General features: G+C 69.2%; 22 protein-coding genes. 9 read left to right on the top strand and 13 right to left on the bottom strand.

The window, feature by feature from the left end; genetic code table 11:
* Positions 1–26 precede the first annotated feature (26 nt).
* Together K7G19_RS23470 and K7G19_RS23465 are read left to right on the top strand one after the other, a co-directional pair.
* On the top strand, positions 27–2588 hold the full coding sequence (locus tag K7G19_RS23470) for an FUSC family protein (protein ID WP_226109440.1): 2562 nt from the start codon (positions 27–29) through the stop codon (positions 2586–2588).
* Positions 2589–2834: 246 nt separating this feature from the next.
* Entirely contained in the window at positions 2835–3107 is a 273-nt protein-coding gene (locus tag K7G19_RS23465; RefSeq protein WP_226109438.1) for an acylphosphatase, read from the top strand.
* Between the two features lie 125 nt (positions 3108–3232).
* On the opposite strand, the gene K7G19_RS23460 is transcribed toward K7G19_RS23465, so the two are convergent.
* From K7G19_RS23460 to K7G19_RS23440, 5 genes are all read right to left on the bottom strand, one after another.
* On the bottom strand, positions 3233–4030 hold the full coding sequence (locus K7G19_RS23460) for a uracil-DNA glycosylase (RefSeq protein ID WP_226109519.1): 798 nt from the start codon (positions 4028–4030) through the stop codon (positions 3233–3235).
* A 218-nt stretch (positions 4031–4248) separates the two neighbouring features.
* Positions 4249–5004: a CYTH domain-containing protein gene (locus K7G19_RS23455; RefSeq protein WP_226109436.1), complete on the bottom strand. Its 756-nt coding sequence runs from the start codon at positions 5002–5004 to the stop codon at positions 4249–4251.
* A gap of 38 nt (positions 5005–5042) precedes the next feature.
* Positions 5043–5846 carry an indole-3-glycerol phosphate synthase TrpC gene (gene trpC, locus K7G19_RS23450; protein ID WP_226109435.1) on the bottom strand — a complete coding sequence of 268 codons (804 nt, stop codon included), beginning with the start codon at positions 5844–5846 and terminating at the stop codon, positions 5043–5045.
* Between the two features lie 16 nt (positions 5847–5862).
* Entirely contained in the window at positions 5863–6891 is a 1029-nt protein-coding gene (trpD, locus tag K7G19_RS23445) for an anthranilate phosphoribosyltransferase (RefSeq protein WP_149319647.1), read from the bottom strand.
* Positions 6892–7001: 110 nt separating this feature from the next.
* The gene (locus tag K7G19_RS23440) at positions 7002–7571 is read right to left on the bottom strand and encodes an aminodeoxychorismate/anthranilate synthase component II (protein WP_149319646.1); all 570 of its coding nucleotides are present in this window, start codon (positions 7569–7571) and stop codon (positions 7002–7004) included.
* Positions 7572–8458: 887 nt separating this feature from the next.
* Between K7G19_RS23440 and pgaA the strand changes: the two genes are divergently transcribed.
* The 4 genes from pgaA to pgaD are packed head-to-tail and all read left to right on the top strand — an operon-like array spanning position 8459 to position 14821.
* Complete coding sequence (gene pgaA / locus K7G19_RS23435) at positions 8459–10987, top strand: poly-beta-1,6 N-acetyl-D-glucosamine export porin PgaA (RefSeq protein ID WP_226109434.1); 2529 nt, start codon at positions 8459–8461, stop codon at positions 10985–10987.
* 14 nt (positions 10988–11001) lie between these two features.
* A complete protein-coding gene (gene pgaB / locus K7G19_RS23430; RefSeq protein WP_226109433.1) occupies positions 11002–13029 on the top strand; it encodes a poly-beta-1,6-N-acetyl-D-glucosamine N-deacetylase PgaB in 2028 nt (675 codons plus the stop codon).
* Positions 13026–14357, top strand: a complete 1332-nt coding sequence (pgaC, locus tag K7G19_RS23425; protein WP_149319644.1) for a poly-beta-1,6-N-acetyl-D-glucosamine synthase — start codon at positions 13026–13028, stop codon at positions 14355–14357. The genes pgaB and pgaC overlap by 4 nt, the downstream gene beginning before the upstream one ends.
* Positions 14357–14821: a poly-beta-1,6-N-acetyl-D-glucosamine biosynthesis protein PgaD gene (pgaD, locus tag K7G19_RS23420; RefSeq protein ID WP_149319643.1), complete on the top strand. Its 465-nt coding sequence runs from the start codon at positions 14357–14359 to the stop codon at positions 14819–14821. Before pgaC ends, pgaD begins: the two co-directional genes overlap by 1 nt.
* A 102-nt stretch (positions 14822–14923) precedes the next feature.
* Here pgaD and trpE read toward each other — a convergent pair whose 3' ends face one another.
* The 3 genes from trpE to rpe form a co-directional block, all read right to left on the bottom strand.
* Complete coding sequence (trpE, locus tag K7G19_RS23415) at positions 14924–16444, bottom strand: anthranilate synthase component I (protein WP_226109432.1); 1521 nt, start codon at positions 16442–16444, stop codon at positions 14924–14926.
* Between the two features lie 507 nt (positions 16445–16951).
* A complete protein-coding gene (gph, locus tag K7G19_RS23410) occupies positions 16952–17680 on the bottom strand; it encodes a phosphoglycolate phosphatase (RefSeq protein ID WP_226109431.1) in 729 nt (242 codons plus the stop codon).
* Positions 17680–18381, bottom strand: a complete 702-nt coding sequence (gene rpe / locus K7G19_RS23405; protein WP_226109430.1) for a ribulose-phosphate 3-epimerase — start codon at positions 18379–18381, stop codon at positions 17680–17682. The genes gph and rpe overlap by 1 nt, the downstream gene beginning before the upstream one ends.
* Before the next feature lie 284 nt (positions 18382–18665).
* Here rpe and apaG point away from each other — a divergent pair, with 284 nt between their 5' ends.
* The gene (gene apaG, locus K7G19_RS23400; protein ID WP_006579374.1) at positions 18666–19040 is read left to right on the top strand and encodes a Co2+/Mg2+ efflux protein ApaG; all 375 of its coding nucleotides are present in this window, start codon (positions 18666–18668) and stop codon (positions 19038–19040) included.
* Positions 19041–19089: 49 nt separating this feature from the next.
* On the opposite strand, the gene K7G19_RS23395 is transcribed toward apaG, so the two are convergent.
* Entirely contained in the window at positions 19090–19341 is a 252-nt protein-coding gene (locus K7G19_RS23395) for a hypothetical protein (RefSeq protein ID WP_149319639.1), read from the bottom strand.
* Between the two features lie 216 nt (positions 19342–19557).
* On the opposite strand from K7G19_RS23395, the gene K7G19_RS23390 reads away from it, so the two are divergent.
* The gene (locus tag K7G19_RS23390; protein WP_150082561.1) at positions 19558–20730 is read left to right on the top strand and encodes a murein transglycosylase A; all 1173 of its coding nucleotides are present in this window, start codon (positions 19558–19560) and stop codon (positions 20728–20730) included.
* Between the two features lie 176 nt (positions 20731–20906).
* Here the strand turns inward: K7G19_RS23390 and paaK are convergent, their stop codons facing one another.
* From paaK to paaG, 3 genes are all read right to left on the bottom strand, one after another.
* Complete coding sequence (gene paaK, locus K7G19_RS23385; RefSeq protein WP_149319637.1) at positions 20907–22211, bottom strand: phenylacetate--CoA ligase PaaK; 1305 nt, start codon at positions 22209–22211, stop codon at positions 20907–20909.
* A 142-nt stretch (positions 22212–22353) separates the two neighbouring features.
* Complete coding sequence (paaI, locus tag K7G19_RS23380; RefSeq protein WP_226109428.1) at positions 22354–22797, bottom strand: hydroxyphenylacetyl-CoA thioesterase PaaI; 444 nt, start codon at positions 22795–22797, stop codon at positions 22354–22356.
* Between the two features lie 38 nt (positions 22798–22835).
* Positions 22836–23657: a 2-(1,2-epoxy-1,2-dihydrophenyl)acetyl-CoA isomerase PaaG gene (gene paaG, locus K7G19_RS23375; RefSeq protein ID WP_150082558.1), complete on the bottom strand. Its 822-nt coding sequence runs from the start codon at positions 23655–23657 to the stop codon at positions 22836–22838.
* Between the two features lie 342 nt (positions 23658–23999).
* Here paaG and K7G19_RS23370 point away from each other — a divergent pair, with 342 nt between their 5' ends.
* A complete protein-coding gene (locus tag K7G19_RS23370) occupies positions 24000–24776 on the top strand; it encodes an enoyl-CoA hydratase (protein WP_226109426.1) in 777 nt (258 codons plus the stop codon).
* Between the two features lie 65 nt (positions 24777–24841).
* Here the strand turns inward: K7G19_RS23370 and K7G19_RS23365 are convergent.
* The coding region (locus K7G19_RS23365) for a hypothetical protein (RefSeq protein ID WP_226109424.1) at positions 24842–25085 on the bottom strand (244 nt) is incomplete at its 5' end.

Below are 25085 nucleotides of genomic sequence, written 5' to 3'. Positions count from 1 at the left end.
CCGCCGTAGCCGCCCGCCGCGCCCGCATGCAATACGCCCACGATCCCCGCACCTTCGTTTTTTCGCACTACGTCTATCGCGGGCTGCGATCGGCGACGGGCGTCATCGGCGCGACGTTGATCGCGCTGCAGCTGGCCGACCTGCCGACCGCGATGGTGGTGTCGATGGGCGCGCTGTGTACCAGCCTGATGGACCTGCCCAGCCCGGTGAATCACAAGTTCAACGAGATGCTGGCCAGCGTGCTGCTGTGTACCGCGGTGACGCTGATCGTCGCGCTGGTGACGCCGTTCCCGCGCGTGCTGCCGGTCGTGCTGGTGCTGGTCACCTTCCTGGCCGGCATGATGACGGTGTACGGCAACAAGACCATGCCGTTGCAGTTCTCGACGCTGTTCGTGATGACGCTGACGTTGAGCGAGGACTTCGTCGTGCGGCGGGCGATCGAGCACGCGCTGCTGTTCGGCGCCGGCGCGGCGGCGTACATGGCGTACGCGATGGCGGTCAGCTGGCTGATGGAGCGGCGCACCAAGCAGCAGATCCTGGCCGAGTCGCTGTACGAGCTGGCCGGCTACCTCGAGATCAAGGCCGGCTTCTACGATGCCGGCAACGACTACGACGAGCAGTTCAATGCGCTGGTGCGCCAGCAGATCGTGGTCGCGGAGCGGCAGCAGGCGGCGCGCGACCTGGTGCTGCGCGGCAACCGCACGCCGCACGACGGGCTGCTGGTGCAGGTCCATCTGCGGATGCTGGACCTGTACGAATACATCCTGTCGACCAATACCGACTACCCGCTGCTGCGCCAGACCTTCGCCGGCACGCCGGTGCTGGACGCGCTGCGGCGGCTGATCCGGCTGATGTGCGAGGACGTCGAGGCGATCGCCTACGACGTGACGCGCGGCCGGCCGTCGTATGCCGAGGTCGACTATCGCGAGGCGCTGCGCGCGGTCGCCGACGAGATCGCGATGCTGCGGCACCACCATATCGACCCGGCCGCGATGACGGCGCTGGGCGAGACGCTCGACATGATCAAGGGCGCGATCGCGCTGGTCGAGCAGCTGCACGTGGCCTCGCGCACGCCGGTCGAGCCACGCCAGGTGCTGCCCGGCCCCGACATGACGCCGTTCCTGACGCGCCAGCGCTACGAATGGCGCGTGCTGCGCGACAACCTGCACTGGCGCGCGCCGGTGTTCCGCTTCGCGCTGCGCGTCACGATGGCGGTCGCCGCTGGCCTGGTGGTCGCAAGCCATCTGCCCTACGCCTCGCACGGCTACTGGATCCTGCTGACCATCATCGTCATCCTGAAGCCGAACTTCAGCATGACCAAGCAGCGCTACAACGACCGCCTGATCGGCACGCTGATCGGCTGCATCATCGCGCTGGCGATCCTGCGCGTGGTGCACGAACCGCTGGTGCTGCTGGCTGTGCTGTTCGTCTCGCTGGTGGCCAGCGCGACCTTCGTCACGATCAAGTACCGCTACACCGCGATCGCGGCCTGCGTGCAGGTGCTGGTGCAGATCAATCTGCTGATGCCGGGCTCGACGGTGGTCGGGGAGCGGCTGATCGATACCGTGATCGGCGGGGTGATCGCGTCGATCTTCAGCTTCGTGCTGCCGAGCTGGGAATATCGCGCGATTCCGGCACTGGTCGAGAACGTGCTGAATGCGAACCGGCGCTATATCGCCGCCACGCGCGATCTGCTGCTCGGGCTGACGCGCGACGACTTTGCCTATCGGGTCGAGCGCAAGCAGTTCATGGACAGCCTGTCGGCGCTGATCGGCTCGTTCCAGCGCATGCTGGACGAGCCCAGGAGCCGGCACCGCGCGGTCGACAACCTGAACCGCTTCATCGTGCAGAACTACCTGGTCGCGGCCCATGTCGCCGCGGCGCGCATCCAGGTGCGCCAGCACGCCGACGAACTCGACCTGCCGGCCGCGCGCGCCGCGATCGAGGAAGCGACCGAGGCGGCGAGCCGCAGCCTGCGGCTGGCCAGCGAGCGGTTGCTCGAAGGCGATCGGGGCGAGGGCAGGGGCGCGGGGTTCATCCGCCGGCGGGCGGCGCCGCCCGAGGAGCCGGCCGCGGCCGCTGAGGGCGCAGCTGCGAAGGTCGCGGCGGCGGGCGAGCATGCCGAACCAGCGGCGGCGACAGCGGCGACGGTGGACGCAGGGGCGGCAGCGCACTCGCCTGCAGAGGCGGCGAAGGCAAAGCCAGCGACGGAGGTGGCGGAGGCAAGGGAGGCGGCCGCGATGGCCGTAGTAAAGGAAGCGACGGAATCTGCGGAAGCCGCGGTGGCCGCCGAAGCCGCCGTGGCCGCTGATACCCAGGCCGCCGACACCGAGGCGGCCGAGGCTGCCGATGCCGCGCTCGTTGAAGCCACCGAACGCCGTGCCCGGCTGGCCGATTCCGCCGACCGCTGGCATACCGAAACGCTCGTGCAGACCGCCGGCGCGCCGGAACCGGGCGGTACCGCGAGCTCGACCGGCCGCGCCGCCAACGCGGTGCTGGAGCGCCGGCTGCGCGCGCTGCGCGCCGACGCCGCCAAGATCGCGCTGCGCACCGGCGCGATCGGCCGGGCGATCCGCCAGCGCGCCTGAGAGCCCGAGGGGCGCAGGACGCAGGGCGCAAGCGCGCAAGGGCGCAAAGGCGCAAAGGCGCAAAGGCGCAAAGGCGCAAAGGCGCAAAGGCGCAAAGGCCCAAGGGCGCAGGACGCAAGGCGCCGGGGTCCGCGGGCGCAGGCTGAAGACCGCCCGCCTCGCGCGGGGGTGGTCATACCCGCGTCATCGCACTAGTCTAGGGTTGTACGGATGCACGGGTGTACGGACTCGCAAGGAGGAACGGCGATGGAAACCTGGCACATGGTGGCGCACGGCAAGGTGCAGGGGGTCGGCTATCGCGCGGCCTGCGAGGACCTCGCGATCGATCTCGGCCTGGGCGGCTGGGTACGCAACCGCAACGACGGCACGGTCGAGGTGATGGCGTACGGGCCGCCGGAGCGGCTGGCGAAGCTGCGCGAATGGATGGAGCAGGGCCCGCCCGCGGCGAAGGTCGAGCGGTTGGAGGTCGAGCCGGGCGAGGGCGAGTTCGAACTGTTCGAGTGGCGCTCCAGCGAGTGACCGGCGCCCGCCAGTGGTCGACACCCGAGAACGACCCGCGCCCGCGAGTGATCGACGCCCGAGAGTGACTGGCACCCGCAAGTGATCGAGGCCCGCGCCTGCGAGCGTCGGATCGGCGGGCGCGCCTAGGAACGACCGATCGGCGCCCGCGCCTGGTGCGCGCTCCAGTCGATCGGCTCGCGCTGGTGCTCCACCAGCCAGTCGTTGGCCAGCCGGAAATGCCCGCAACCGAGGAAGCCGCGATGCGCCGACAGCGGCGACGGGTGCGGCGCCTCCAGGATGCAATGCTCGCCGGCCAGCAGGTCCTTCTTGGCCTGTGCGTGGCTGCCCCACAGCAGAAAGACCAGATGCGGGCGGCTGGCCGCCAGCGCCGCGATCAGGCAGTCGGTGACCGCTTCCCAGCCGCGTTTGGCGTGGCTGGCGGCCCGTCCCTGCTCGACCGTCAGCACGGTGTTCAGCAGCAGCACGCCCTGGCGTGCCCAGCCTTCCAGATTGCCGGAGGCCGTGGGCCGCGCCACCGCCGGATCGCCGTACTCGGCGGCGATCTCCTTGAAGATATTGCGCAGGCTCGGCGGCACCCGCACGCCGTCCGGCACCGAGAAGGCCAGCCCATGCGCCTGCGGCACCTCGACGCCATCGACCACGCCGACGCCGTGATACGGGTCCTGGCCCAGGATCACGACCTTGACCGCCTCGGGCGGCGTCAGGTGCAGCGCGTGGAAGACGTCGCGCGGGAATACCGGCTTGCCGGCGGCGCGCTCGCCGTCGACGAAATCGGCGAGCCGCTGCCATGCGGGCGTGGCCAGGCACGGCGCCAGCAGCGCGCGCCAGGCCGGCGGCAGGGCGTCGGCCTGGGCCGCAAGCGGAGTCCACTGGAGGGGCGGCGCGCCGGCGGCGGCATTGGCCGATGCATCGGCCCGCATATCGGCCCGCATATCGGCCCGCGTATCGGCCCGCGCGTCGGCCTGTGCATCGGCCCGTGCAGCGGCTCGCGCATCGGCGCGTGCGTCGGTCCGTGCATCGGCGCGTGCGTCGGTCCGTGCATCGGGGCGCGCGTCGACCCCGGCATCGCTCGCCGCGCCGGCAAACAACTCGCCCTGACCGGTTTCGGCGGCAGCGGATCGGCTCGGACGGCGGCCCATCATGCGGCTCCCGCCGGCGAGCCGGCCCGATCCGCCTGACCGGCCTGCCTCGCCAGCGCATAACCGCGCGCGGCCTTGCTGCGGTCCGACGGCGTCAGCGCGGCCACCGCGCCGAGCCGCTCGCCGAGCGCGCGCAGCGTCGCTGCAGCCTGCGACGGGTCGCCCGACAGCCATTCCAGTTCGAGTTCGTGGATCGTCTCGCGCGCCGCTGCCGATGCCGATGCTGATGCCGATGCCGATGCCGATGCCGACGCCGGCGTGGTGCCATCCTGCGCCACCGCGGCGATCTCGCCGGCGTCCAGCGCCGCTTCGATCTCGGCTTCGATCCCGGTGCCGGCTTGCGTTCCGTCGGCGCCCGTCAGCGGACAGCGCAGCCGCCAGGTCCGCCGCACGAAATCGGTGCGGAACACCGGCTGCAAGCGGCCCAGCAACGGCTCGAGCAGCGTGCGGGCCTCGGTCTCCAGCCGCTCCGGCTCCAGCGCCTCGCCGGCGACCTCGCTTTCCCATTCGTTGCGCGTCGCCAGCCCGGCCTCGCTGCGTCCCGCGGTCTTCAGCGTCTGCAGCCAGCGGGTGCCGTCACGGCGCAGCCGCAGCGCGGCGCGCGCCTGCGCCAGCTCATGGGCCGGCGTGTCGAAATAGACGTTGAGCAGATGCGATTCGCCGACGGCGCGCGCATTGGCGTCGAGCCAGGCGACCAGCGCGGCCGCGGCGGCGGCATCGGGCACCGCCAGTTTCAGTTCGATTTCCTGGGCCATCGGTTCGGTCGGTGCGCCGGGGTCAGCAGAGGCGGGGTTCAGGCGAACAGCCGGGCCAGCTCGGCGCCGGGGTCCTTGGCGCGCATGAACGCTTCGCCAACCAGGAAGGCGTGCACATTGGCCTCGCGCATCCGCGCCACGTCGTCCGGTCCGAGAATGCCGGACTCGGTGACCACCAGCCGGTCCGCCGGCATCGCCGGCAGCAGGTCCAGCGTGTTCTGCAGCGAGACCTCGAAGGTGCGCAGGTTGCGGTTGTTGACGCCGACCAGCGGGGTCTTGAGCCGCAGCGCCGCTTCCAGCTCGGCGCCGTCGTGGACCTCGACCAGCACGTCCATGCCCAGTTCGTGCGCGCAGGCCTCGAGCTCGGCCATCAGGCCGGGATCGAGCGCGGCGACGATCAGCAGGATCGCATCGGCGCCCCAGGTGCGCGCCTCGTAGACCTGGTACAGGTCCACCATGAAGTCCTTGCGCAGCGCCGGCAGCGGACAGGCGCCGCGCGCGCGCCGCAGGTAGTCGGCATGGCCCTGGAAGAAATGCTCGTCGGTCAGCACCGACAGGCACGCCGCGCCGTGGCCGGCATAGCTCTCGGCGATCGCCTCGGGCACGAAATGCTCGCGCAGCACCCCCTTGGACGGCGACGCCTTCTTGATCTCGGCGATCACGCCGGCGTGGCCGGCCTCGATCTTCGCGCGCAGCGCCGCGCCGAATCCGCGCGGTGCCAGGCCCGCCTCGTCGCGCAGGCTTTCCGCTTCGGCGCGCAGGCTCGGCAGGTCGCGGCGCTTGCGCGCGGCGCTGACTTCGTCGGCCTTGACGGCCAGTATCTTCTGCAGGATGTCGGACATGCTTGCTTGCCTCTGATTACTGGAACTGCCGCGTGGCCTGCACGAACTCGTCGAGCTTGGCGCGCGCCGCGCCGCTGGCGATCGCCTCGCGGGCGCGGCCGATGCCGTCCTCGATCGACGAGGCGACATTGGCGGCGTACAGCGCGGTGCCTGCGTTCAGCGACACGATCTCGCGCGGGGTGCCCGGCACGTTGGACAGCGCCTCGAGCAGCATCTCCTTCGATTCGGCCGCGTCGGCCACCTTCAGGCCGCGATTGGAAATCATCGACAGGCCGAAGTCCTCCGGATGGATCTCGTACTCGCGCACCTCGCCGTCCTTGAGCTCGCCCACCAGCGTGGCGGCGCCCAGCGACACTTCGTCCATGCCGTCCTTGCCGTAGACCACCAGCGCATGGCGCGCCCCCAGGCGCTGCATCACGCGCACCTGGATGCCGACCAGGTCCGGGTGGAACACGCCCATCAGGATATTGGGCGCGTCGGCCGGATTGGTCAGCGGTCCGAGGATGTTGAAGATCGTGCGTACGCCCATCTCCTTGCGGATCGGCGCGACGTTCTTCATCGCGGGATGGTGGGTCGGCGCGAACATGAAGCCGATGCCGGTCTGCGCGATGCACTGGCCCACCTGCTCGGGCGTCAGCATGATGTTGACGCCGAGCGCCTCGAGCACGTCGGCGCTGCCGGACTTGGAGCTGACGCCGCGGTTGCCGTGCTTGGCGATGCGCGCGCCGGCCGCGGCGGCGACGAACATCGACGCGGTCGAGATGTTGAAGGTATGCGAGCCGTCGCCGCCGGTGCCGACGATGTCGACGAAATGCTCGCGCTCGGACACGGTGACCTTGTTGGCGAATTCGCGCATCACCTGCGCGGCGGCGGTGATCTCGCCGATGGTCTCCTTCTTGACGCGCAGGCCGGTCAGGATCGCGGCCGCCATCACCGGCGAGATCTGCGCCTGCATGATCTGCCGCATCAGATGCAGCATCTCGTCGTGGAAGATCTCGCGGTGTTCGATGCAGCGCGTCAGCGCTTCCTGGGGCGTGATGGGCATGGCGGTCTCGCAGGCGTGGGGTTCGTTCGATCGGTCGCGTGAAGGCGCAGGAGCAAGGGCGGCAAGGGCAGAGGCAGCAAGGGCAGGCGCGAGCGGGGCATCGAGCCGTTTCATCGCGCCACCTTCAGGAAGTTATCCAGCAGCGTGTGTCCGTGTTCGGACAGGATCGATTCGGGATGGAACTGCACGCCCTCGATCGCAAACTGCTTGTGCCGCACGCCCATGATCTCGCCGTCGGGCGTCCACGCGGTGACTTCAAGACAGTCGGGCAGCGTCTCGCGCTCGATCGCCAGCGAATGATAGCGCGTCACGTCGAACGCCTTCGGCAGGCCGGCGAACACGCCCTGCTGCGTGGTTTCGATGCGGCTGACCTTGCCGTGCATCACCTGCTTGGCGCGGATCACCTTGCCGCCGAACGCCTCGCCGATCGCCTGGTGGCCCAGGCACACGCCGAGGATCGGCAGCTTGCCGGCAAAGTGCTTGAGCACGGCCACCGAGATGCCGGCCTCGGCCGGGCTGCACGGACCGGGCGAGATGCAGATGCGCTCGGGCGCCAGCGCCTCGATTTCCTCGATCGTGATCTCGTCGTTGCGGTGGGTCCGCACGTCGGCGCCGAGCTCGCCGAAGTACTGCACCAGGTTGTAGGTGAACGAGTCGTAGTTGTCGATCATCAGCAGCATGATTCACCCGGCTTGATGTTGGTGGAAACGGAAGGCGCGTACGGCGTGCGTGGACGGACCGCGCATGGACGCATGAATGCACGAAGCGGCAAGCGTCCCCGGCGCAGGCATGCGCGCGGCGGAATTCGAAACGATTGAAGCGGGGGAGGGATTCGACGGCATCGGCAGATCTCCTGGGGTATCTAGGAGCCGCCGCACCGGTGAGCTGTCGGACCGCACGTTTGCCAACCGGAACGGCGGCAAGGTGCGAACAAGAACGCAACGACGTGCCGCTTCCTAGTGGAAGCGCCACCAACGGGACGAATGCGACGAAACGGTCGGAGCCCGGAAGGTCATCGTGGTTCTGCGTCAGGCGATTGGGTGATCGGGGATCGGGTGATTCGGGATGCGTGTAGGAGGTTACACGGAAAGCGACGCTCTGTGGGACACCGCGCATCCGGAACGAAGTCGCTACTTTAACTTGCCTCGCATGCCGGTGTCGAGCGCGAGCGCCGACCGGCGGCGGGCCCGTCCCGCAATCCCCGACCAAGGTAGGGGGCTGCGGCGGCGGAATTTGGCGTGTTTTCCATCGTTCACAATCGATTTTCAGCTTCTTCACTACACTTTGCGAAGTTTTGCGGCTCCGCACCTTGCGCTTCATTTGCGCTTGCGGTTGCACGACGCCATCCCTGCTGCGGATGGCCATCCGGCGCGGTTCTTCGGTGCCCGCCGGATCCCGTAGGTCCTCCCCCGTCGATCTCCGCAGGCGGGACAGACCCGATCGGGTTCCGTGCCCTCGTGCCGCCTCTTCCTAGCCGATAACGGACTCGCGTGCGCGCTTCGATGGCACGCCGCGGGCGCTTGACCATCACAGCGAGACAGGCTGCGGAGTCCCCATGGAGTCATTGATGACGCGTCATTCGCGCTCTCCTGCCCGCGTTCCGGCCGATACCCGCCGTTTGCAGACGTTGCGGCGGCGTACCCCGGTGCAGCTGGCCGTCGGGCTGGCGGCGGCGATGTCCTGCCTGGCGGTGCCGGCGCATGCCGCACCGGCGCAGGCCGACCAGCAATACGATGCCCTGATCCAGCGCGCCCGCGCCGGCGACCACGAGCCGGCCCTGACCGCGCTGCGCGAGCGGCTGGCGCAGGCACCGACCGATCGCCGCGCCGCCTGGGACCGCATGATCATCGCCGGCTGGGCGGGTCGCCCGGCCGAGGTTCTCGAGACGTACCGCCAGCTGGGCGACGCCGCGCAACTGCCCCCCGAGGCGCTGGCCGCGCTGGCCCGCGCGCATCGCGACGAGCGCCAGTGGGACGCGTCGCTGGCGCGCTACCGGGAAGGCCAGCAGCGCTTCCCGGCGCGCCAGGACTTCGTGCTGGGCGAGATCCTGACGCTGGCCGACAGCGGCCGCACCGCCGACGCCATCTCCGCCGGCCGGGCGCTGGTGCGCCGCCAGCCGTCGAACGCCGATGCCCGCATCGCGCTGGCGTACGCCCATATCCGCGCCCGGGAACCCTACGAGGCGCTGTACGAGGCCGACAAGGCCAATACGCTGGCGCCGCAGCGCAACGACATCGTGCGCGAATACGTCCGCACGCTGCAGCATGCCGGCCTGCCGGAGGCCGCGCTGCGCATCGCCGGCGAGCGTCCCGGCCTGCTGGACCGGATGGACTGGCTGTCGCTGCAGCTGGACGCGGTCGCCGAGCAGGTGCGTCTTGCCGACAAGCCGACCCGCACCGAGGCCGAGCGCTTCGCCATCGCCGACCGCGCGCTGGCGCGCTATGACGAACTGATGCCGCAACTGCGCGCGCTCGGGCCGCAGGGCGAGAGCGAACTGCGCCGCGCGCGCGTCGACCGGCTGGCCGCGCTGCATGCCCGCGTGCGCATGCGCGAGGTGGTCGACGAATACGAGTCGCTGCGCGCCGAGGGCGTGCAGGTGCCGGCCTACGCGCTGACCGATGTCGCCGCCGCCTATTTGTATCTGCGCCAGCCCGAACAATCCGAGCAGCTGTATCAGCGGGCGCTGAGCGAGGCCTATCCGCCGGAGGGCGACACCGAGGCGCGGCTGGCGGCGCAGACCGGGCTGTACTACTCGCACGCCGAGGCCGAGAAATTCCCGCCGGCCGGCGACGTGGTGCAGCAGGCGAGCGCCGAGCAGCCGCGCTGGCGCTGGGTGCAGGGCCAGCCGGCCGCGCAGCCGAACGACCTGTGGCTGGACGCCGCTCAGGTCCGTGCGCAATCGCGCCGGCAGGCGGACGACACCATCGACGCGCAGCAGCAGCTGGAGGAACTGGTGCAGAAGGCGCCGGCCAACTCGGGCCTGCGCGTCGCGCTGGCCGACGTCTACCGGGCGCGCGCCTGGCCGCGCCGCGCCGAGAGCGAGCTGAAGCTCGCCGAAACGCTGGACCCGCGCAGCGTGCCGCTCGAGGTCCAGCAGGGCCACGCCGCGCTCGATCTGCAGGAGTGGCGCCAGGCGGAGATGCTGCGCAACGACACGCTGGCCCGCTATCCCGAGGACCTGGCCGTCAAGCGCCTCGATCGCGAATGGAACGTGCACAACAAGGCCGAACTGCGCATCGAGGGCTATCGCGGCCTGGCAAATGACAGCGAGGTGGTCGGCAACGGCAACTTCGGCATCGAGGCCGTGCTGTACAGCCCGCCCATCAACTATGACTGGCGCGCCTTCGGCGGTATCGGCTATGCGACCGGACGCTTCGACGAGGGCAACGTCGACTACCGCTGGGCGCGTACCGGCGTGCAGTACCGCGTGCGCGACCTGACCCTCGAGGGCGAGGTTTCCACGCATTCGTATGGCGGCGGTGGCCGTGCCGGCGGCCGGCTGTCGGCGCAGTACGACATCGACGACCGCTGGCAGGTGGGCGCATCGGGCGCGCTGCGCTCGACCGGCACGCCGCTGCGCGCGCTCAAGCAAGGCATCTATGCCGACACGCTGTCGGTGTTCACGCGCTACCGCGCCAGCGAGCGCAGCGAATGGCTGTTCACGGTGGCGCCGTCGCGCTTCAGCGACGGCAACGACCGGCTCGAGGCCGGCGTGACCGGCGTGCAGCGCTTCTACACCGCGCCGCATCTGAAGGCCGATCTGCTGGTGGATCTGTGGGCCTCGCGCAATACGCGCGAGGACACGCCGTACTACAACCCGCGCTCGGACCTGACGATGCTGCCGTCGGTGCGGCTGACCCACACGCTGTACCGCCGCTACGAGACCGCCTGGGAGCAGCAGTTCCTGGCCGGCGTGGGCGCCTACGCGCAACGCGGCTTCGGCACCGGCGCCATGATGCTGATCGGCTACGGCCAGCGCTTCCGCGCCAACGACGTGTTCGACGTCGGCGCCACGATCACCGGCACCAGCCGCCCCTACGACGGCCGGCGCGAGCGCGAACTGCGCATCGTGTTCGACCTGACCTATCGATTCTGAACGGGATGCATGCCATGGACGCAACCTTGATGCGCCCCTATCGCGCTTTTCTGCTGCTCTTGCTGGCTGTCGCCACCATGCTGCTGGCCGCCTGCGCCAAGGACATTCCGGTGTTCACGCCGCCGGCCGAACGCCCCGTCGCCAACGCCGAGCAGCCCTGGCCGCGCAACCATGTCGCGGTGCTGGCGTACCACGACGTCGAGGACAAGGACGCCGACCAGGCCTACCTGAGCGTGCGCACCGACCATCTGATCGAGCAACTGGCGTGGCTGCGCGAGAACGGCTACCGGCCGGTCACCGTCGACCAGATCCTCGCCGCGCGCAACGGCGGGCCGGCGCTGCCCGACCGCGCCGTGCTGCTGACCTTCGACGACGGCTATCGCAGCTTCTATACGCGCGTGCTGCCGATCCTGAAGGCCTATCGCTGGCCCGCCGTGCTGGCACCGGTCGGCGTGTGGCTCGACACGCCGGATACCGAGCCGGTCGATTTCGGCGGCAAGCCCACCGAGCGCGATCGCATGCTGACCTGGCAGCAGGTGCGCGAGATCGCCGCCTCGGGGCTGGTCGAGATCGGCGCGCACACCGACGCGCATCACTACGGCGTGCTGGCCAACCCGCAAGGGAACACGCAGCCGGTCGCGGCGGTGCGCGCCTTCGACAAGCAGACCGGCAAGTACGAGACCGATGCCGCCTACGAGGCCCGCGTGCGCAACGACGTCAAGCGGATCACCGAGAAGGTTCACCGCATCACCGGCAAGCCGGTGCGCGTCTGGATCTGGCCGTATGGCGCCGAGGGCGGCACGGCGCTGCGCATCATCGGCGAGAACGGCTACCAGATGGCGCTGACGCTGGAGGACGGACTGGCCAGGGTTGATCGCATGATGTCGGGCGCCCGCATGCTGCTGGCCAACGATCCGGGCCTGCGCAGCTTCGCGCAGTCGGTGGTGGACATGGACGAGCAGCAGACCATGCGCGTCGCCCACGTGGACCTGGACTACGTCTACGACGCCGATCCGGCGCAGATGGACCGCAACCTGGACAAGCTGGTGCAGCGCATCTTCGATCTGAAGATCGACACGGTGTTCCTGCAGGCCTTCGCCGATCCGGATGCCAGCGGCCTGGTGAAGTCGGTCTACTTTCCCAACCGCGTGCTGCCGGTCCGCGCCGACCTGTTCAACCGCGTGGCCTGGCAGCTGCGCAACCGCGCCGACGTCAAGCTCTATGCGTGGATGCCGGTGCTGAGCCTGGACCTGGACAAGTCGATCGCCCGCGTGACGCGCTGGGATCCAGAGAGCGGCCGCACCGACGTCGACCCGAAGCAGTACCGCCGCCTGTCGCCGTTCGATCCGGTGGCCCGCCAGCGCATCGGCGAGCTGTACGAGGACCTGGCGCGCCATGCGATGTTCGACGGCATCCTGTTCCACGACGACGCGCTGCTGAGCGACTTCGAGGATGCCAGCGCGCCGGCCCTCGCGGCATATCGCAAGGCCGGGCTGCCCGACTCGATCGAGGCCCTGCGCGCGAATCCGGAAACGATGCAGCGCTGGACGCGATTCAAGAGCCGTGCCCTGGTCGACTTCACGCACGAGCTGACCGCCAAGGTGCGCGCCATTCGCGGCCCGGCGATCAAGACCGCGCGCAATATCTTCGCCGCGCCGATCCTGCAGCCGGAGAGCGAGGCCTGGTTCGCGCAGAACCTCGACGACTTCCTCGGCGCCTACGACTGGACCGCGCCGATGGCCATGCCCTACATGGAGCAGGTCCCGGCCGGCAAGGAGAACGCCTGGCTGGACTCGCTGGTCGACACCGTGGCCCGGCGTCCCGGCGCGCTGCGCCGCACGGTGTTCGAGCTGCAGGGCCGCGACTGGCGCAAGGCCGATGCGCCGCCGGTGGACAGCGCCGTGCTGGCGGGCTGGATGCAGCGCCTGCAGCGCCGCGGCGCCCGCAGCTTCGGCTACTACCCGGACGACTTCCATAACAACCAGCCTCGGCTCGACGTGATCCGGCCGGCGCTGTCCAACGCCTGGTATCCCGCGCCATGATCGAACGTCTATTTGCCCTGATCGTCCTGTGCATCGCGCTCGGCCTGCCGATCGGCCTGGCCGTGGTGGCGACCGGCGACCTGCTGCTTGCCTTCGTCTTCTTCTACCCGCTGTTCATGTCGGGGCTGTGGATGGCCGGCGGCGTCTATTACTGGTGGCACTGGGAACGCAAGTGGTCCTGGGATGAGGATCGCCAGCCGCCCAAGGTGGCAGGCGAGCCCTTCATCTCGATCCTGGTGCCGTGCTTCAACGAGGAGAAGAACGGCGAGGAAACGCTGCGCGCCGCGCTGGCGCAGCGCTATCCGAACTTCGAGGTGATCGCCATCAACGACGGCTCGCGCGACGGCACCGGCGCGCTGCTCGACGCGATGGCGGCGAAGCACGAGCGGCTGCGCGTGGTCCACCTGGCCCAGAACCAGGGCAAGGCGATGGCGCTGCGCATGGGCGCGCTGGCCGCGCGCGGCGAGTATCTGGTCTGCATCGACGGCGACGCGGTGCTCGATCCGGATGCCGCCGCCTATCTGGTCGCGCCGATGGTCGACAACCCGCGCGTCGGCGCGGTGACCGGCAACCCGCGCATCCGCACCCGTTCGACGCTGATCGGCCGCATCCAGGTGGGCGAGTTCTCCTCGATCATCGGGCTGATCAAGCGCACCCAGCGCGTCTATGGCCAGGTCTTCACGGTGTCCGGCGTGGTGGCGGCCTTCCGGCGCCGCGCGCTCGATCGCGCCGGCTACTGGAGCCTGGACATGATCACCGAGGACATCGACATCAGCTGGAAGCTGCAGCGCGACCACTGGTCGATCTTCTACGAGCCGCGCGCGCTGTGCTGGATCCTGATGCCGGAGACGCTGCGCGGGCTGTGGAAGCAGCGGCTGCGCTGGGCCCAGGGCGGCGCCGAGGTGTTCCTGAAGAACGTGCGCTCGATCTGGATCTGGCGCCATCGCCGGCTGTGGCCTCTGATGGCCGAGTACTGCCTGTCGGCGGGCTGGGCGTTCATCTTCGCGATGTCGATCATCCTGTGGGCGCTCGGCCATTTCGTCGACCTGCCCGACAACCTGCACATCGAGCGGCTGGTGCCGCCGGGCTTCACCGGCATGGTGCTGGCGGTGGTGTGCGTGCTGCAGTTCGCCATCAGCGTGGCGATCGACCGCCGCTACGAGCCCAAGCTCGGCCGTTCGATGTACTGGACCATCTGGTATCCGCTTGCCTTCTGGATGATCGGCATGCTGACCACGCTGATGGCCTTTCCCAAAGTCATGCTCAAGACCCGGCGCCGTGCCCGTTGGACCAGCCCGGATCGCGGCATCAAGTCGATGAGGTCGTGATGAATCCCGATGACATGATCGTTCGCACCCGGCGCACGCGGCTGGGCTGGCTGATCGATGCGCTGCTGACCGCGCTGGCGTGGATCGGCTTCGGCTACCTGTGCGTGACCGGGCTGCTGGCGGTGCTGCGGCACGCCAATGCCGGACCCGACGTGCCGTTCTGGTCGGCGCTGCTGCCGACCGCCGGCACGCTGTCGATCTACGTGGTGGTGGGACTGTTCAACGGCGTGGTGCTGCTGACCTGGGCGCTGTACAACCAGTACCGCTTCTCCGGGCTCGATCGGCGCAAGCCGATTCCGGCCCTGCGGGACGACGAGCTGGCGCGCAGCTTCAACGTGTCGGGCCAGCAGCTTCGCGCGCTGCAGCGGGCCAAGGTGGCCGTGGTCGACCATGAGGGCGACGGCACCATCGCCGACGTGCATCTGCCGCAGACCTTGGCCCGGGAGCCGGCGGCGGTGAAGTAAGGGCCGTCGTTTCCGCGCTGGCGGGAACCGGATGGCTTCGATGCGGCGGCGACGGGGCCGCTGGCCCCCGCGTTCGCGGGGGCGACGGCTTCTACCTGTCGCTTACGCGAAGTCCGAGTCCAGCCCGTCCTGGACCTGCTCGGCGGCGCGGATCACCGCGCGCGCCTTGGCCTCCGTCTCGCGCCATTCGGCATCGGGATCGGAGTCGGCCACGATGCCGGCGGCCGCCTGCACATAGAGATTGCCGTCCTTGACGATGCCGGTGCGGATCGCGATCGCCAGGTCCATCTCGCCGCCGAACGACAGATAGCCGACCGCGCCGCCGTAGATGCCGCGCTTGCGCGGTTCCAGCTCGTCGATGATCTCCATCGCCCGCACCTTCGGCGCGCCGCTCAGCGTGCCGGCGGGGAAGGTGGCGCGCAGCACGTCCAGGTTGCTGATGCCGTCCTTCAGCGTGCCCTCGACCGAGCTGACGATGTGCTGCACGTGCGAGTATTTCTCGATCACCATCTGGTCGGTGACCTTGACCGAGCCGGTTTCCGCGATGCGGCCGATGTCGTTGCGGGCCAGGTCGATCAGCATCACGTGCTCGGCGATCTCCTTCGGGTCGTTGAGCAGCTCCGTGGCCAGCTGCGCGTCGCGCTCGGGCGTATTGCCGCGCGGCCGCGTGCCGGCCAGCGGGCGGATCGTCACCACGCGGCGCGAGCGCGTCTCGCCCTGTTCGCTGGTGCGGCGCGTTTCCTGACGCACCAGGATCTCCGGCGAGGCGCCGACGATCTGGAAGTCGCCGAAGTTGTAGAAGTACATGTACGGCGACGGGTTCAGCGAACGCAGCGCGCGGTACAGCGACAGCGGCGCGTCGCGGTAGGGCTTGGTCAGCCGCTGGCCGATCTGCACCTGCATCATGTCGCCGGCCGCGATGTATTCCTTGGCCTTGGCCACCGCGGCCAGGTAGTCGGCCTTGTCGAATTCACGGTAGACCTCGGTCTGCACCGACGGGCTGGTGACCGGCACGTCGACCGGCTGGCGCAGCTTCATGCGCAGGTCGCGCAGCCGCTGGCGCGCGCGCGAATAGGCCTCGGGCATGCCGGGGTCGGCGTAGACGATCAGATAGAGCTTGCCCGACAGGTTGTCGATCACGGCCAGCTCCTCGCACAGCAGCAGCTGGATATCGGGCAGGCCCAGGTCGTCGGGCTTCTGCGTGTCGGCCAGCTTCTTCTCGATATAGCGCACCGTGTCGTAGCCGAAGTAGCCGGCCAGGCCGCCGCAGAAGCGGGGCAGGCCGGGGCGCAGCGCGACCTTGAAGCGCCGCTCGAAGGCGGCGATGAAGTCCAGCGGATTGCCCTCGTGGGTCTCGACCACCTTGCCGTCGGTCACCACCTCGGTGCGCTGCCCGTAGGCGCGCAGCAGCGTGCGCGCATGCAGGCCGATGAAGGAATAGCGGCCGAAGCGTTCGCCGCCGACCACCGATTCGAGCAGGAAGGTGTTGACGCCGCGGGTTTGCGACTGCGCCAGCTTCAGGTACAGCGACAGCGGCGTCTCGAGGTCGGCGAAGGCCTCCGCGATCAGCGGAATGCGGTTGTAGCCCTGGTCGGCCAGCGATTTGAATTCGAGTTCGGTCATGACGGTCCTCTGGGACGGCGCACGGGGGCTGCGGCAACGCGATCCCCGGCGGGCGATTCTGGGAGGGGCTGGATGGCCGAAGCACCGGCCCCGTCGGGCGGCTCGAGGGGGCATGCGGACGGTCCGATGGGCCGGTCGTTCCGCTGTCGCTCCGTGTCGAGCCAGGGGGGCGTAATGCGCGTTCGGGTAACGCTAGCAGGGATTGCCGGGAAGGGGAACCGGGCCGGCAAGGACCGCCGGTCTGATCGAAACGCCTCGCCGATCGAATCGGACGGGCGCGATCAGCGCAGTCGCGAACGCACTTTACGCCTGTTGGCAGGCGCGCCAGCGACGCCAGGGCCAGGCCTGCCGATCACTGTCAGTAAAGATGCGTTTGCGGTTCAGGAACATGAAATCGTGTTCGGGGTGTCTGCGCGGGATGCGGAGAGGGCGGTCTCGCGGATTGCCGGAGGCCCGGCGCCATTGCAATTGGAACGGCCGGGGCTGGCGTCGGAAACTGCCCGGAGACTACCGGTGTGCCGTCAAGACCTCAGCAGCCTTGACAAGCGAGCCGACTATACCATCGGCGTCGACGCCTTGTACAGGGTTGCCATGGTTGTAGCCATAGGGCACCAGCAGCACGCCGATACCGGCCGCGCGGGCCGCCATCGCGTCGTTTTCCGAGTCGCCGATCGCCACCATCTGCGCCGGTTCGAGGCGGAACGCCTCGCATACCTTCAGCAGCGGCAGCGGGTCCGGCTTGCGGAACGGAAAGGCATCGCCGCCGTAGACCAGCTCGAAATAGGGCGCGAGGCCGGACTTGTCCAGCAGCGGCGCGGTGAAGTCGTGCGGCTTGTTGGTGACGCAGGCCAGCCGCAGGCCGGCGGCCTTCAGCGCGGCCAGCCCCGCCTCGACGCCGGGATAGACCGCCGAGAACTGGCCGTTGATGCGCAGGTATTCGCGGTTGTACAGCGCCAGCGCGTCGGCGAACAGGCCGTTGGCCGCGGCGGGCGGAAGGCGCGTGTCGAGCACGCGCCGGATCAGGTTCTCCGAGCCCTTGCCGACGAAGCTGACGATCTCGGGCAGGGGCAGCGGGGCGATGTCCCCAAGCGCCGGATGCAGATGCGACAGCGCCTGCAGCATTGCGTTGACCGCCGCATGGAAGTCGCCCGCGGTATCGACCATGGTGCCGTCCAGGTCGACGATGGCCCCGCGGATGCCGCGCCAGTCGGTGCGCTTGAGCGTCGCCCCTTCCATCACTGGCCCGCCTTGGCCAGTTCGGCGCGCAAGGCCGACAGCACGCCGCGATAGCCGCCGTCGGCGTCGGGCTTGCCGAACACCGCCGAGCCGGCGACGAAGGTGTCGGCCCCGGCCGCGGCGATCTGCGCGATGTTCTCGACCTTCACGCCGCCATCGACCTCCAGCAGGATCGCGCGCCCGGTGCGGGCGGCGTAGGCGTCGATGCGCTCGCGCACCGCGCGCAGCTTGTTCAGCGTCTCGGGGATGAAGGCCTGGCCGCCGAAGCCCGGGTTGACCGACATCAGCAGGATCACGTCGAGCCGGTCCATCACGTGGTCAAGATGGTGCAGCGGCGTGGCCGGGTTGAACACCAGGCCGGCCTGGCAGCCGTGGTCGCGGATCAGCGCCAGCGAGCGGTCGACATGATCGCTCGCCTCGGGATGGAAGGTGATGATGTTGGCGCCGGCCTTGGCGAAGTCCGGGATGATGCGGTCGACCGGGCGGACCATCAGGTGCACGTCGATCGGTGCGGTCACGTGCGGGCGGATCGCCTCGCAGACCAGCGGGCCGACCGTCAGGTTCGGCACGTAGTGGTTGTCCATCACGTCGAAGTGGATCCAGTCGGCGCCGGCCTCGGTGACGCGGCGCACTTCCTCGCCCAGGCGGGCGAAGTCGGCGGACAGGATGGACGGGGCGATGCGGTAGGTGGGCGTGCTCATGATGGCGTGGGTGACGGCTTGGGTGACGGCTTGGGTTGCGGCTCGGGTTGCGGCTCGGGTTGCGGCGACGTGGCGACGTGGGTGGCGACGTGGCAAGGATGCAAGGGCGCGTCCCGCCGGTGCGGCCGGCGCACAAGGGCGCCATTTTACGCCGCCTTTGCAGCGGGCGAGGGCGGCGGGGCGGACGCCGGTCCGGGCCGGCCGCGGCGCCGGGCCGACTTGCCGCACCCCTGCCCTTGCCGCACAATGCCGCTACCCTTGTCCTGCCACAGGCCTTCCCCACAATGAGCGAGTACGCTTTTTCCGTTTCCGTGCGCACGCAGTATCTGCCCGATCAGTCCGACCCGGAACACGGACGCCATGCCTTTGCCTACACCATCACGATCCAGAACACCGGCGAGGTCGCGGCCCAACTGATCTCGCGGCACTGGCAGATCACCGACAGCGACAACGCCACGCAGGAGGTGGCGGGGCTCGGCGTGGTCGGGCACCAGCCGCTGCTCAAGCCGGGCGAGCATTTCGAGTACACCAGCTGGGCGACGATCTCCACGCCGGTCGGCTCGATGAAGGGCAAGTATTTCTGCGTGGCCGAGGACGGCCATCGCTTCGAGGTGCCGATTCCCGAGTTCGCGCTGGTGCTGCCGCGCATGCTGCATTGAGGCGCGGCGGGGAACCGGTTCGGGCCGCGGTGGGAATCGCCGCCGGAACCTAGGCGCCCGGCGCGTTGTCCTTGCTGTGCGCCTGGCCCGCGGCGTGGTTTGCCTGGCCCGCCTGCGCGGATTGGCCCGGCGCCGCCGCCGAAGGCGCGCGCGACGGGTGATCGGCCGGGGCGCGGCTGGGGCGCGGATGCTTCTTCGCCGTGCCCATCGTCCAGACGACGATGAAGATCAGCAGGAACAGCGCCACGCCGGCCTCGAGGGCGAACAGCAGCATGGGATGGTCTTGAAAGAATTCACTCATGGATGATTCCCGCGTTCGAGGCAAAGCCGGTCCGGCATGGCGGAATCCGCCCGCGGATTCGCCTGCGGAAATTGCCCGCAGAATTCTGTCCGAACCAGCCCGAGCATTGTATGGCATCGGCCTCCGGCCGGTCCGCGTCCGCGCCGCTGTGCGCCACCAACCTTGCCACTGTCCTTGCCGCCGCCGCCTCGCCGGGCGACAACCACAACGCAAACGATGACTGACCACGACTCCGCTTTCGCCATCCGCCGTCTTCCCCTGTTTTCCACCCGCTCTCCCCGCACTGCCGGCGTCGCCAGCCACCTGCCCGGCGCCCGCGCGCTGTGGGCCATCGTCGGTGCGGCCGCCGTGCTGGCCGGTTGCGTCAGCGGTCCGCCGCCGCGCATCGAAACCGGACAGCCGACGCCCCCGGTGACCGGGGCGGGCGGCAAGGGCCGCCTGCAGCCGGCAAGCTGGAGCGAGATCGGCGGCTGGACGCGCGACGACGTGCGGGCCGCGTGGCCGGCGCTGCAGGCCAGCTGCCAGGCGCTGAAGAAGCGCCCGGAATGGCGCGCCCCCTGCACGGCCGGGCTGATGGTCGATGCCAGCGATCCGCAGGCGCTGCGCGGCTACTTCGAGCAGCATTTCCAGCCGTATCGCGTCATCAACGGCGACGGCACCGACAGTGGACTGGTGACGGGCTACTACGAGCCGATCCTGCATGGGTCGCGCACGCGCCAGGGCGCCTACCAGATCCCGCTGCACCGCAAGCCGCCGCAATGGGGCAACCGGCCGCTGCCGCCGCGCGCGCAGTTGCTGCGCGATCCGGCGCTGCGCGGCAACGAGGTGGTCTGGGTCGACGACGCGGTCGAGGCCGCCTTCCTGCAGATCCAGGGCTCCGGCCGCATTCGCCTGGCCGACGGCACCATGATGCGGGTCGGCTTCGGCGGCACCAATGACCAGCCGTTCCGCTCCTTCGGCAAATGGCTGCTGGACCGGGGCGAGATCACGCCGGCGCAGGCCACCATGCAGGGCATCAAGGCCTGGGCGCGCGCCAATCCGGCGCGGGTCGAGGAGATGCTGAACGTCAATCCGCGCTATGTGTTCTTCCGCGAGCTGCCGCCGAACAACGACGGCCCGATCGGCGCGCTGGGCGTGCCGCTGACGCCGGAGCGCTCGATCGCCGTCGATCCGGCCACCATCCCGCTCGGCGTGCCGGTGTTCCTGTCGACCACGCGGCCGCTGTCGAGCGAGCCGATCGAGCGGCTGGTGTTCGCGCAGGACACCGGCAGCGCGATCAAGGGCGGCGTGCGGGCCGACTTCTTCTGGGGCGCGGGCGATGCCGCGGGCGAGACGGCCGGCCGCATGAAGCAGGCCGGCCGGATGTGGGTGCTGATGCCGCGCAGCTGAGGCGCGGTATCGGCGGGGCGCAGCGTGGTTCAGCGTGGTTGGCGGCCGTCGCGCCGATCAGCGTCGGGCAGCGCGCTTCAGCGTTGGTTGGCGCGGATTAGCGCGGGTTAGCGCGGATCAGGGACCGCAGCGCCCATAAGCGTGGGTCAGGGCGCTTCAGCGAGATTCGGCGCGATTCAGCGCGGCCGCTGGTCGACGATCCGCCGCGCCTTGCCGACCGAGCGCTCGACCCCGCCCGATGGCAGGATCTCGAGCGCCACGGTCACGCCGATATAGGCCTTGATCTCGTGCGTCAACGTATCGCGCGCCTGACGCACGGTGTCGGGCTCGACGCCATGCGCGCATTCGACGCGCACGGTCAGCGTATCGAGATGGCCCTCCTTGCCGAGCACGCACTGGTAGTGCGGCGCCAGTTCGGCGTGCTTCAGGATCAGTTCCTCGATCTGCGACGGAAACACGTTGACCCCGCGGATGATCATCATGTCGTCGGAGCGGCCGGTGATCTTCTCCATCCGGCGGAACGCGGGCCGCGCGGTACCGGGCAGCAGCCGGGTCAGGTCGCGCGTGCGATAGCGGACGATCGGCAGCGCCTCCTTGCTCAGCGAGGTGAACACCAGCTCCCCGAAGCTGCCGTCGGGCAGTACCTCGCCGGTGTTCGGGTCGATGATCTCGGGATAGAAGTGGTCCTCCCAGATGGTCGGGCCGTCCTTGGTCTCGGCGCACTCGTTGGCCACGCCCGGGCCCATCACCTCGGATAACCCATAGATGTCGACCGCGGAAATGCCCATGCGCCGCTCGATCGCCACGCGCATCTCGGGCGTCCACGGCTCCGCGCCGAAGATGCCGACCTGCAGCGAGCTGGCGGCCGGGTCGAGCCCCTGGCGCTCGAATTCGTCGGCGATCGCCAGCATGTAGCTGGGCGTCACCATGATGATCTCGGGGCGGAAGTCCTGGATCAGCTGCACCTGGCGCTCGGTCTGGCCGCCGCCGAAGGGGATCGCCGTCAGGCCCGCCTTCTCGACGCCGTAGTGCGCGCCCAGGCCGCCGGTGAACAGCCCGTAGCCGTAGCTGATATGGACCTTGTCGCCGCGCCGTGCGCCCGAGGCGCGGATCGAGCGCGCCATCACCGTGGCCCAGGTGTCGATGTCGCGCAGCGTATAGCCCACCACGGTGGGTTTGCCGGTGGTGCCCGAGGAGGCGTGGATGCGCGCGACCTGGTCCTGCGGCACCGCAAACATGCCGAACGGGTAGTTGTCGCGCAGGTCCTGCTTGGTGGTGAACGGAAAGCGCGCCAGGTCGGCCAGCGATTTCAGATCCTCCGGGTGCACCCCCGCCTCGTCGAACTTGCGCCGATAGACCGGCGAATGCTGATACGCATGGTCGAGCGACCACTTCAGGCGCTGCAGCTGCAAGGCCTGCAATTCGTCGCGGCTGGCGGTCTCGATCGGCTCCAGCGGCAGATCGGTCAGGCGCGTGCTCATCGTTCTCTCCTGCTATGGGTGGCGCTTGGGGGTGTGGCTACGGACGTGGCTACTGGTGTGGCCCCGGGTGTTGCCTGGGTTGTTGCCATGGGTATCGCTGCGGGCCGGCTGCAACGGTTGGGCGATGGAAGGCGGGCCGTTGTCAGCCCGCTTCGGGCGGCGGCACGACATGGCCCTTGATCTGCGCCGACTTGCCGCGGAACATCGCCACCACCTCGCCGTCGCGGTTCGTCACGCGGATGTCGTAGATGCCGTGCCGGCCCGACAGGACCTGCTCGCTTGCCTCGGCGGTCAGCACGTCGCCGCCGCGGACCGGCTTCAGGAACTCGATGCTGCAGCCGGCGGCGACCGTGTTGAGGTTGTGGCTGTTGCAGGCGAAGGCGAAGCACGAATCGGCCAGCGTGAACATCAGGCCGCCGTGGCAGATGCCGTGGCCGTTCAGGAATTCATTGCGCACCGGCATCGACAACCGGGCATAGCCGGGGGCGATCGCGTCGATGGTGATGCCGAGCCAGCGGCTGCAGCTGTCGGCCTCGTACATGCTGGCCGCGGCCGCTTCGGCCAGCGCTTGCGGATCGGGACTCAAGCGGATCTCCTGAAGAGAAGAAGGGGGAGGGGGCGGCGTTACTGACCGGTGAAACGCGGGGCGCGCTTCTCGAGGAAGGCGTTGACGCCCTCCGCGTAGTCGTGCGATCCGCCGAGCGCGCGCTGCAGGTCGCGCTCCATGTCGAGCTGCGCGTCGAGCGTCTGCGTCGCGCTGGCGTATATCGCGCGCTTGATCGCCGCCAGCGCGCGGGTCGGCTGCGCGGCCAGGTGCGTGGCCAGCGCCAGCGCCTGTTCCATCAGCAGCGGGTCGTCCATCGCTTCCCAGATCAGGCCCCACTTCTCGGCTTCGTCAGCCGACAGCTTGTCGCCGGTCATGGCCAGTCCCAGCGCGCGCGCCATGCCGAGCCGCTTGGGCAGGAACCAGGTGCCGCCCGAATCCGGCACCAGTCCGATCTTGACGAAGGCCTGGATGAAGCTGGCCGAGCGGGCGGCCAGCACGATGTCGCAGGCCAGCGCCAGATTGGCGCCGGCACCCGCGGCCGTACCGTTGACCGCGGCGATGACCGGCAGCGGCATCGACTGCAGCCGGCGCACCAGCGGATTGAAGGCGCTGTCGATCAGGTCGCCCAGATCGGTCATGCGGCCCGGCGTGAAATCCAGATCCGCCAGATCCTGTCCGGCGCAGAAGCCGCGCCCGGCTCCGGTCAGCAGCAGGGCGCGCGCGTGGCCCGCTTCCGCATGGTCCAGCGCCTGCACCAGCGCGGCATGCATCTCGCGGGTGAAGCTGTTGAGCTTGTCGGGGCGGTTCAGCGTGACGACGGCGACGTCGCCGTGCCAGGCGAGCAGTACCGGGCCGGCCTCGACGGCGGTGCGGTGCGACGGCGTGGGCGTGGCGTGCATGGGCTTGTCTCCTGCCATGTCCCGGTTGCGGCGACGCTGCAGCGGCCGCTCCGGAAGGTTGTTCTGGATCGGAGCCGGGTGGCGGCTCCGTCTGGCATTGTAGGGAAGCGCGACGGTCGTTTTAATTAACCGACCAGTCGGTCGGCAAATGTTAGCATTAATCTTTTGCGGTTTGCTATGGCCGGCCGCCGGTTTGCGAGCGTGTCGTGTCCGCGTCGTGCCCGCGTAGTGTCCGCAATAGCCGCGGGGCGGCGAAGCCGGGTATCGTTGCGGGTCGCAGCGATGCTTCCGGGCTCGCATTCGAGGCCCGCATCCCTTTTTCATTGGAGACAGAGGAAACCCATGGCGTACGAGAACATCCTGGTGGAAAACCGTGGTCGCGTCGGGCTGGTCACGCTGAATCGTCCGAAGGCGCTGAACGCGCTCAACGACGCGCTGATGGACGAACTGGGCGCCGCGCTGACGGCCTTCGACCAGGACGAGGGCATCGGCTGCATCGTGATCACCGGCAGCGAACGCGCCTTCGCCGCGGGTGCGGACATCGGCATGATGGCGAAGTACAGCTATATGGATGTCTACAAGGGCGAGTACATCACCCGCAACTGGGAGACGATCCGCCGCATCCGCAAGCCGGTGATCGCCGCGGTGGCCGGTTACGCGCTCGGCGGCGGCTGTGAGCTGGCGATGATGTGCGACATCGTGATCGCCGCCGACACCGCCAAGTTTGGCCAGCCCGAGATCAAGCTCGGCACGATGCCCGGCGCCGGCGGCACCCAGCGGCTGCCGCGCGCGGTGTCCAAGGCCAAGGCGATGGATCTGTGCCTGACCGCGCGCATGATGGACGCCACCGAGGCCGAACGCGCCGGCCTGGTGTCCCGCGTGGTGGCGGCCGACAAGCTGATCGACGAGGCGGTCACCGCTGCCGAGACCATTGCCGGCTTCTCGCTGCCGGTCGTGATGATGATCAAGGAGTCGGTCAACGCGTCCTACGAGACCTCGCTGAGCGAAGGCGTGCACCTGGAGCGCCGGTTGTTCCACTCGACCTTCGCCACCGAGGATCAGAAGGAGGGCATGGCCGCCTTCGTCGAGAAGCGCGCGCCCAACTTCCAGCACCGCTGAAGCGGCCGCCGCGCCGCCTGGCATAAAAAGATGACAAAGGTATTGCCAGGCGGCCGCGCCCTCCCTTAATATTCGCCCCCTCGCAGCCGAACGGCGGCGGGGTTGGCGGGGAAGGCGAAAGCGCTGCGGTGCTGGAGCCGCAGCAAAAAAGTGCTGACAACCTGTTGACGAGAAGCGAAACGTTCTGCATAATCTCGTTTCTCTGCTGCTGACAATGCAGCGACGCGAACGGCAAAGCCGGCGCGTGAGTTCTTTAACAAACGAACAACCGATAAGTGTGGGCGCTCGATAGCGGCAGTCACAGTCGAT

Origin of the sequence: Cupriavidus sp. DB3, assembly GCF_020418465.1 — a bacterium.
Taxonomy (GTDB): Bacteria; Pseudomonadota; Gammaproteobacteria; order Burkholderiales; family Burkholderiaceae; genus Cupriavidus; species Cupriavidus cauae.
Note: the sequence above shows the minus strand (reverse complement) of the source record. Positions and strands in the feature narration are given on the sequence as shown.

What these genes read in the sequence shown, in the direction of transcription:
- K7G19_RS23470 (WP_226109440.1), top strand. Translation starts at nt 27, where the DNA reads ATGCAATACGCCCACGATCCCCGCACCTTCGTTTTTTCGCACTACGTC.
- K7G19_RS23465 (WP_226109438.1), top strand. Translation starts at nt 2,835, where the DNA reads ATGGAAACCTGGCACATGGTGGCGCACGGCAAGGTGCAGGGGGTCGGC.
- K7G19_RS23460 (WP_226109519.1), bottom strand. Translation starts at nt 4,030, where the DNA reads ATGCGGGCCGATGCATCGGCCAATGCCGCCGCCGGCGCGCCGCCCCTC.
- K7G19_RS23455 (WP_226109436.1), bottom strand. Translation starts at nt 5,004, where the DNA reads ATGGCCCAGGAAATCGAACTGAAACTGGCGGTGCCCGATGCCGCCGCC.
- trpC (WP_226109435.1), bottom strand. Translation starts at nt 5,846, where the DNA reads ATGTCCGACATCCTGCAGAAGATACTGGCCGTCAAGGCCGACGAAGTC.
- trpD (WP_149319647.1), bottom strand. Translation starts at nt 6,891, where the DNA reads ATGCCCATCACGCCCCAGGAAGCGCTGACGCGCTGCATCGAACACCGC.
- K7G19_RS23440 (WP_149319646.1), bottom strand. Translation starts at nt 7,571, where the DNA reads ATGCTGCTGATGATCGACAACTACGACTCGTTCACCTACAACCTGGTG.
- pgaA (WP_226109434.1), top strand. Translation starts at nt 8,459, where the DNA reads ATGACGCGTCATTCGCGCTCTCCTGCCCGCGTTCCGGCCGATACCCGC.
- pgaB (WP_226109433.1), top strand. Translation starts at nt 11,002, where the DNA reads ATGGACGCAACCTTGATGCGCCCCTATCGCGCTTTTCTGCTGCTCTTG.
- pgaC (WP_149319644.1), top strand. Translation starts at nt 13,026, where the DNA reads ATGATCGAACGTCTATTTGCCCTGATCGTCCTGTGCATCGCGCTCGGC.
- pgaD (WP_149319643.1), top strand. Translation starts at nt 14,357, where the DNA reads ATGAATCCCGATGACATGATCGTTCGCACCCGGCGCACGCGGCTGGGC.
- trpE (WP_226109432.1), bottom strand. Translation starts at nt 16,444, where the DNA reads ATGACCGAACTCGAATTCAAATCGCTGGCCGACCAGGGCTACAACCGC.
- gph (WP_226109431.1), bottom strand. Translation starts at nt 17,680, where the DNA reads ATGGAAGGGGCGACGCTCAAGCGCACCGACTGGCGCGGCATCCGCGGG.
- rpe (WP_226109430.1), bottom strand. Translation starts at nt 18,381, where the DNA reads ATGAGCACGCCCACCTACCGCATCGCCCCGTCCATCCTGTCCGCCGAC.
- apaG (WP_006579374.1), top strand. Translation starts at nt 18,666, where the DNA reads ATGAGCGAGTACGCTTTTTCCGTTTCCGTGCGCACGCAGTATCTGCCC.
- K7G19_RS23395 (WP_149319639.1), bottom strand. Translation starts at nt 19,341, where the DNA reads ATGAGTGAATTCTTTCAAGACCATCCCATGCTGCTGTTCGCCCTCGAG.
- K7G19_RS23390 (WP_150082561.1), top strand. Translation starts at nt 19,558, where the DNA reads ATGACTGACCACGACTCCGCTTTCGCCATCCGCCGTCTTCCCCTGTTT.
- paaK (WP_149319637.1), bottom strand. Translation starts at nt 22,211, where the DNA reads ATGAGCACGCGCCTGACCGATCTGCCGCTGGAGCCGATCGAGACCGCC.
- paaG (WP_150082558.1), bottom strand. Translation starts at nt 23,657, where the DNA reads ATGCACGCCACGCCCACGCCGTCGCACCGCACCGCCGTCGAGGCCGGC.
- K7G19_RS23370 (WP_226109426.1), top strand. Translation starts at nt 24,000, where the DNA reads ATGGCGTACGAGAACATCCTGGTGGAAAACCGTGGTCGCGTCGGGCTG.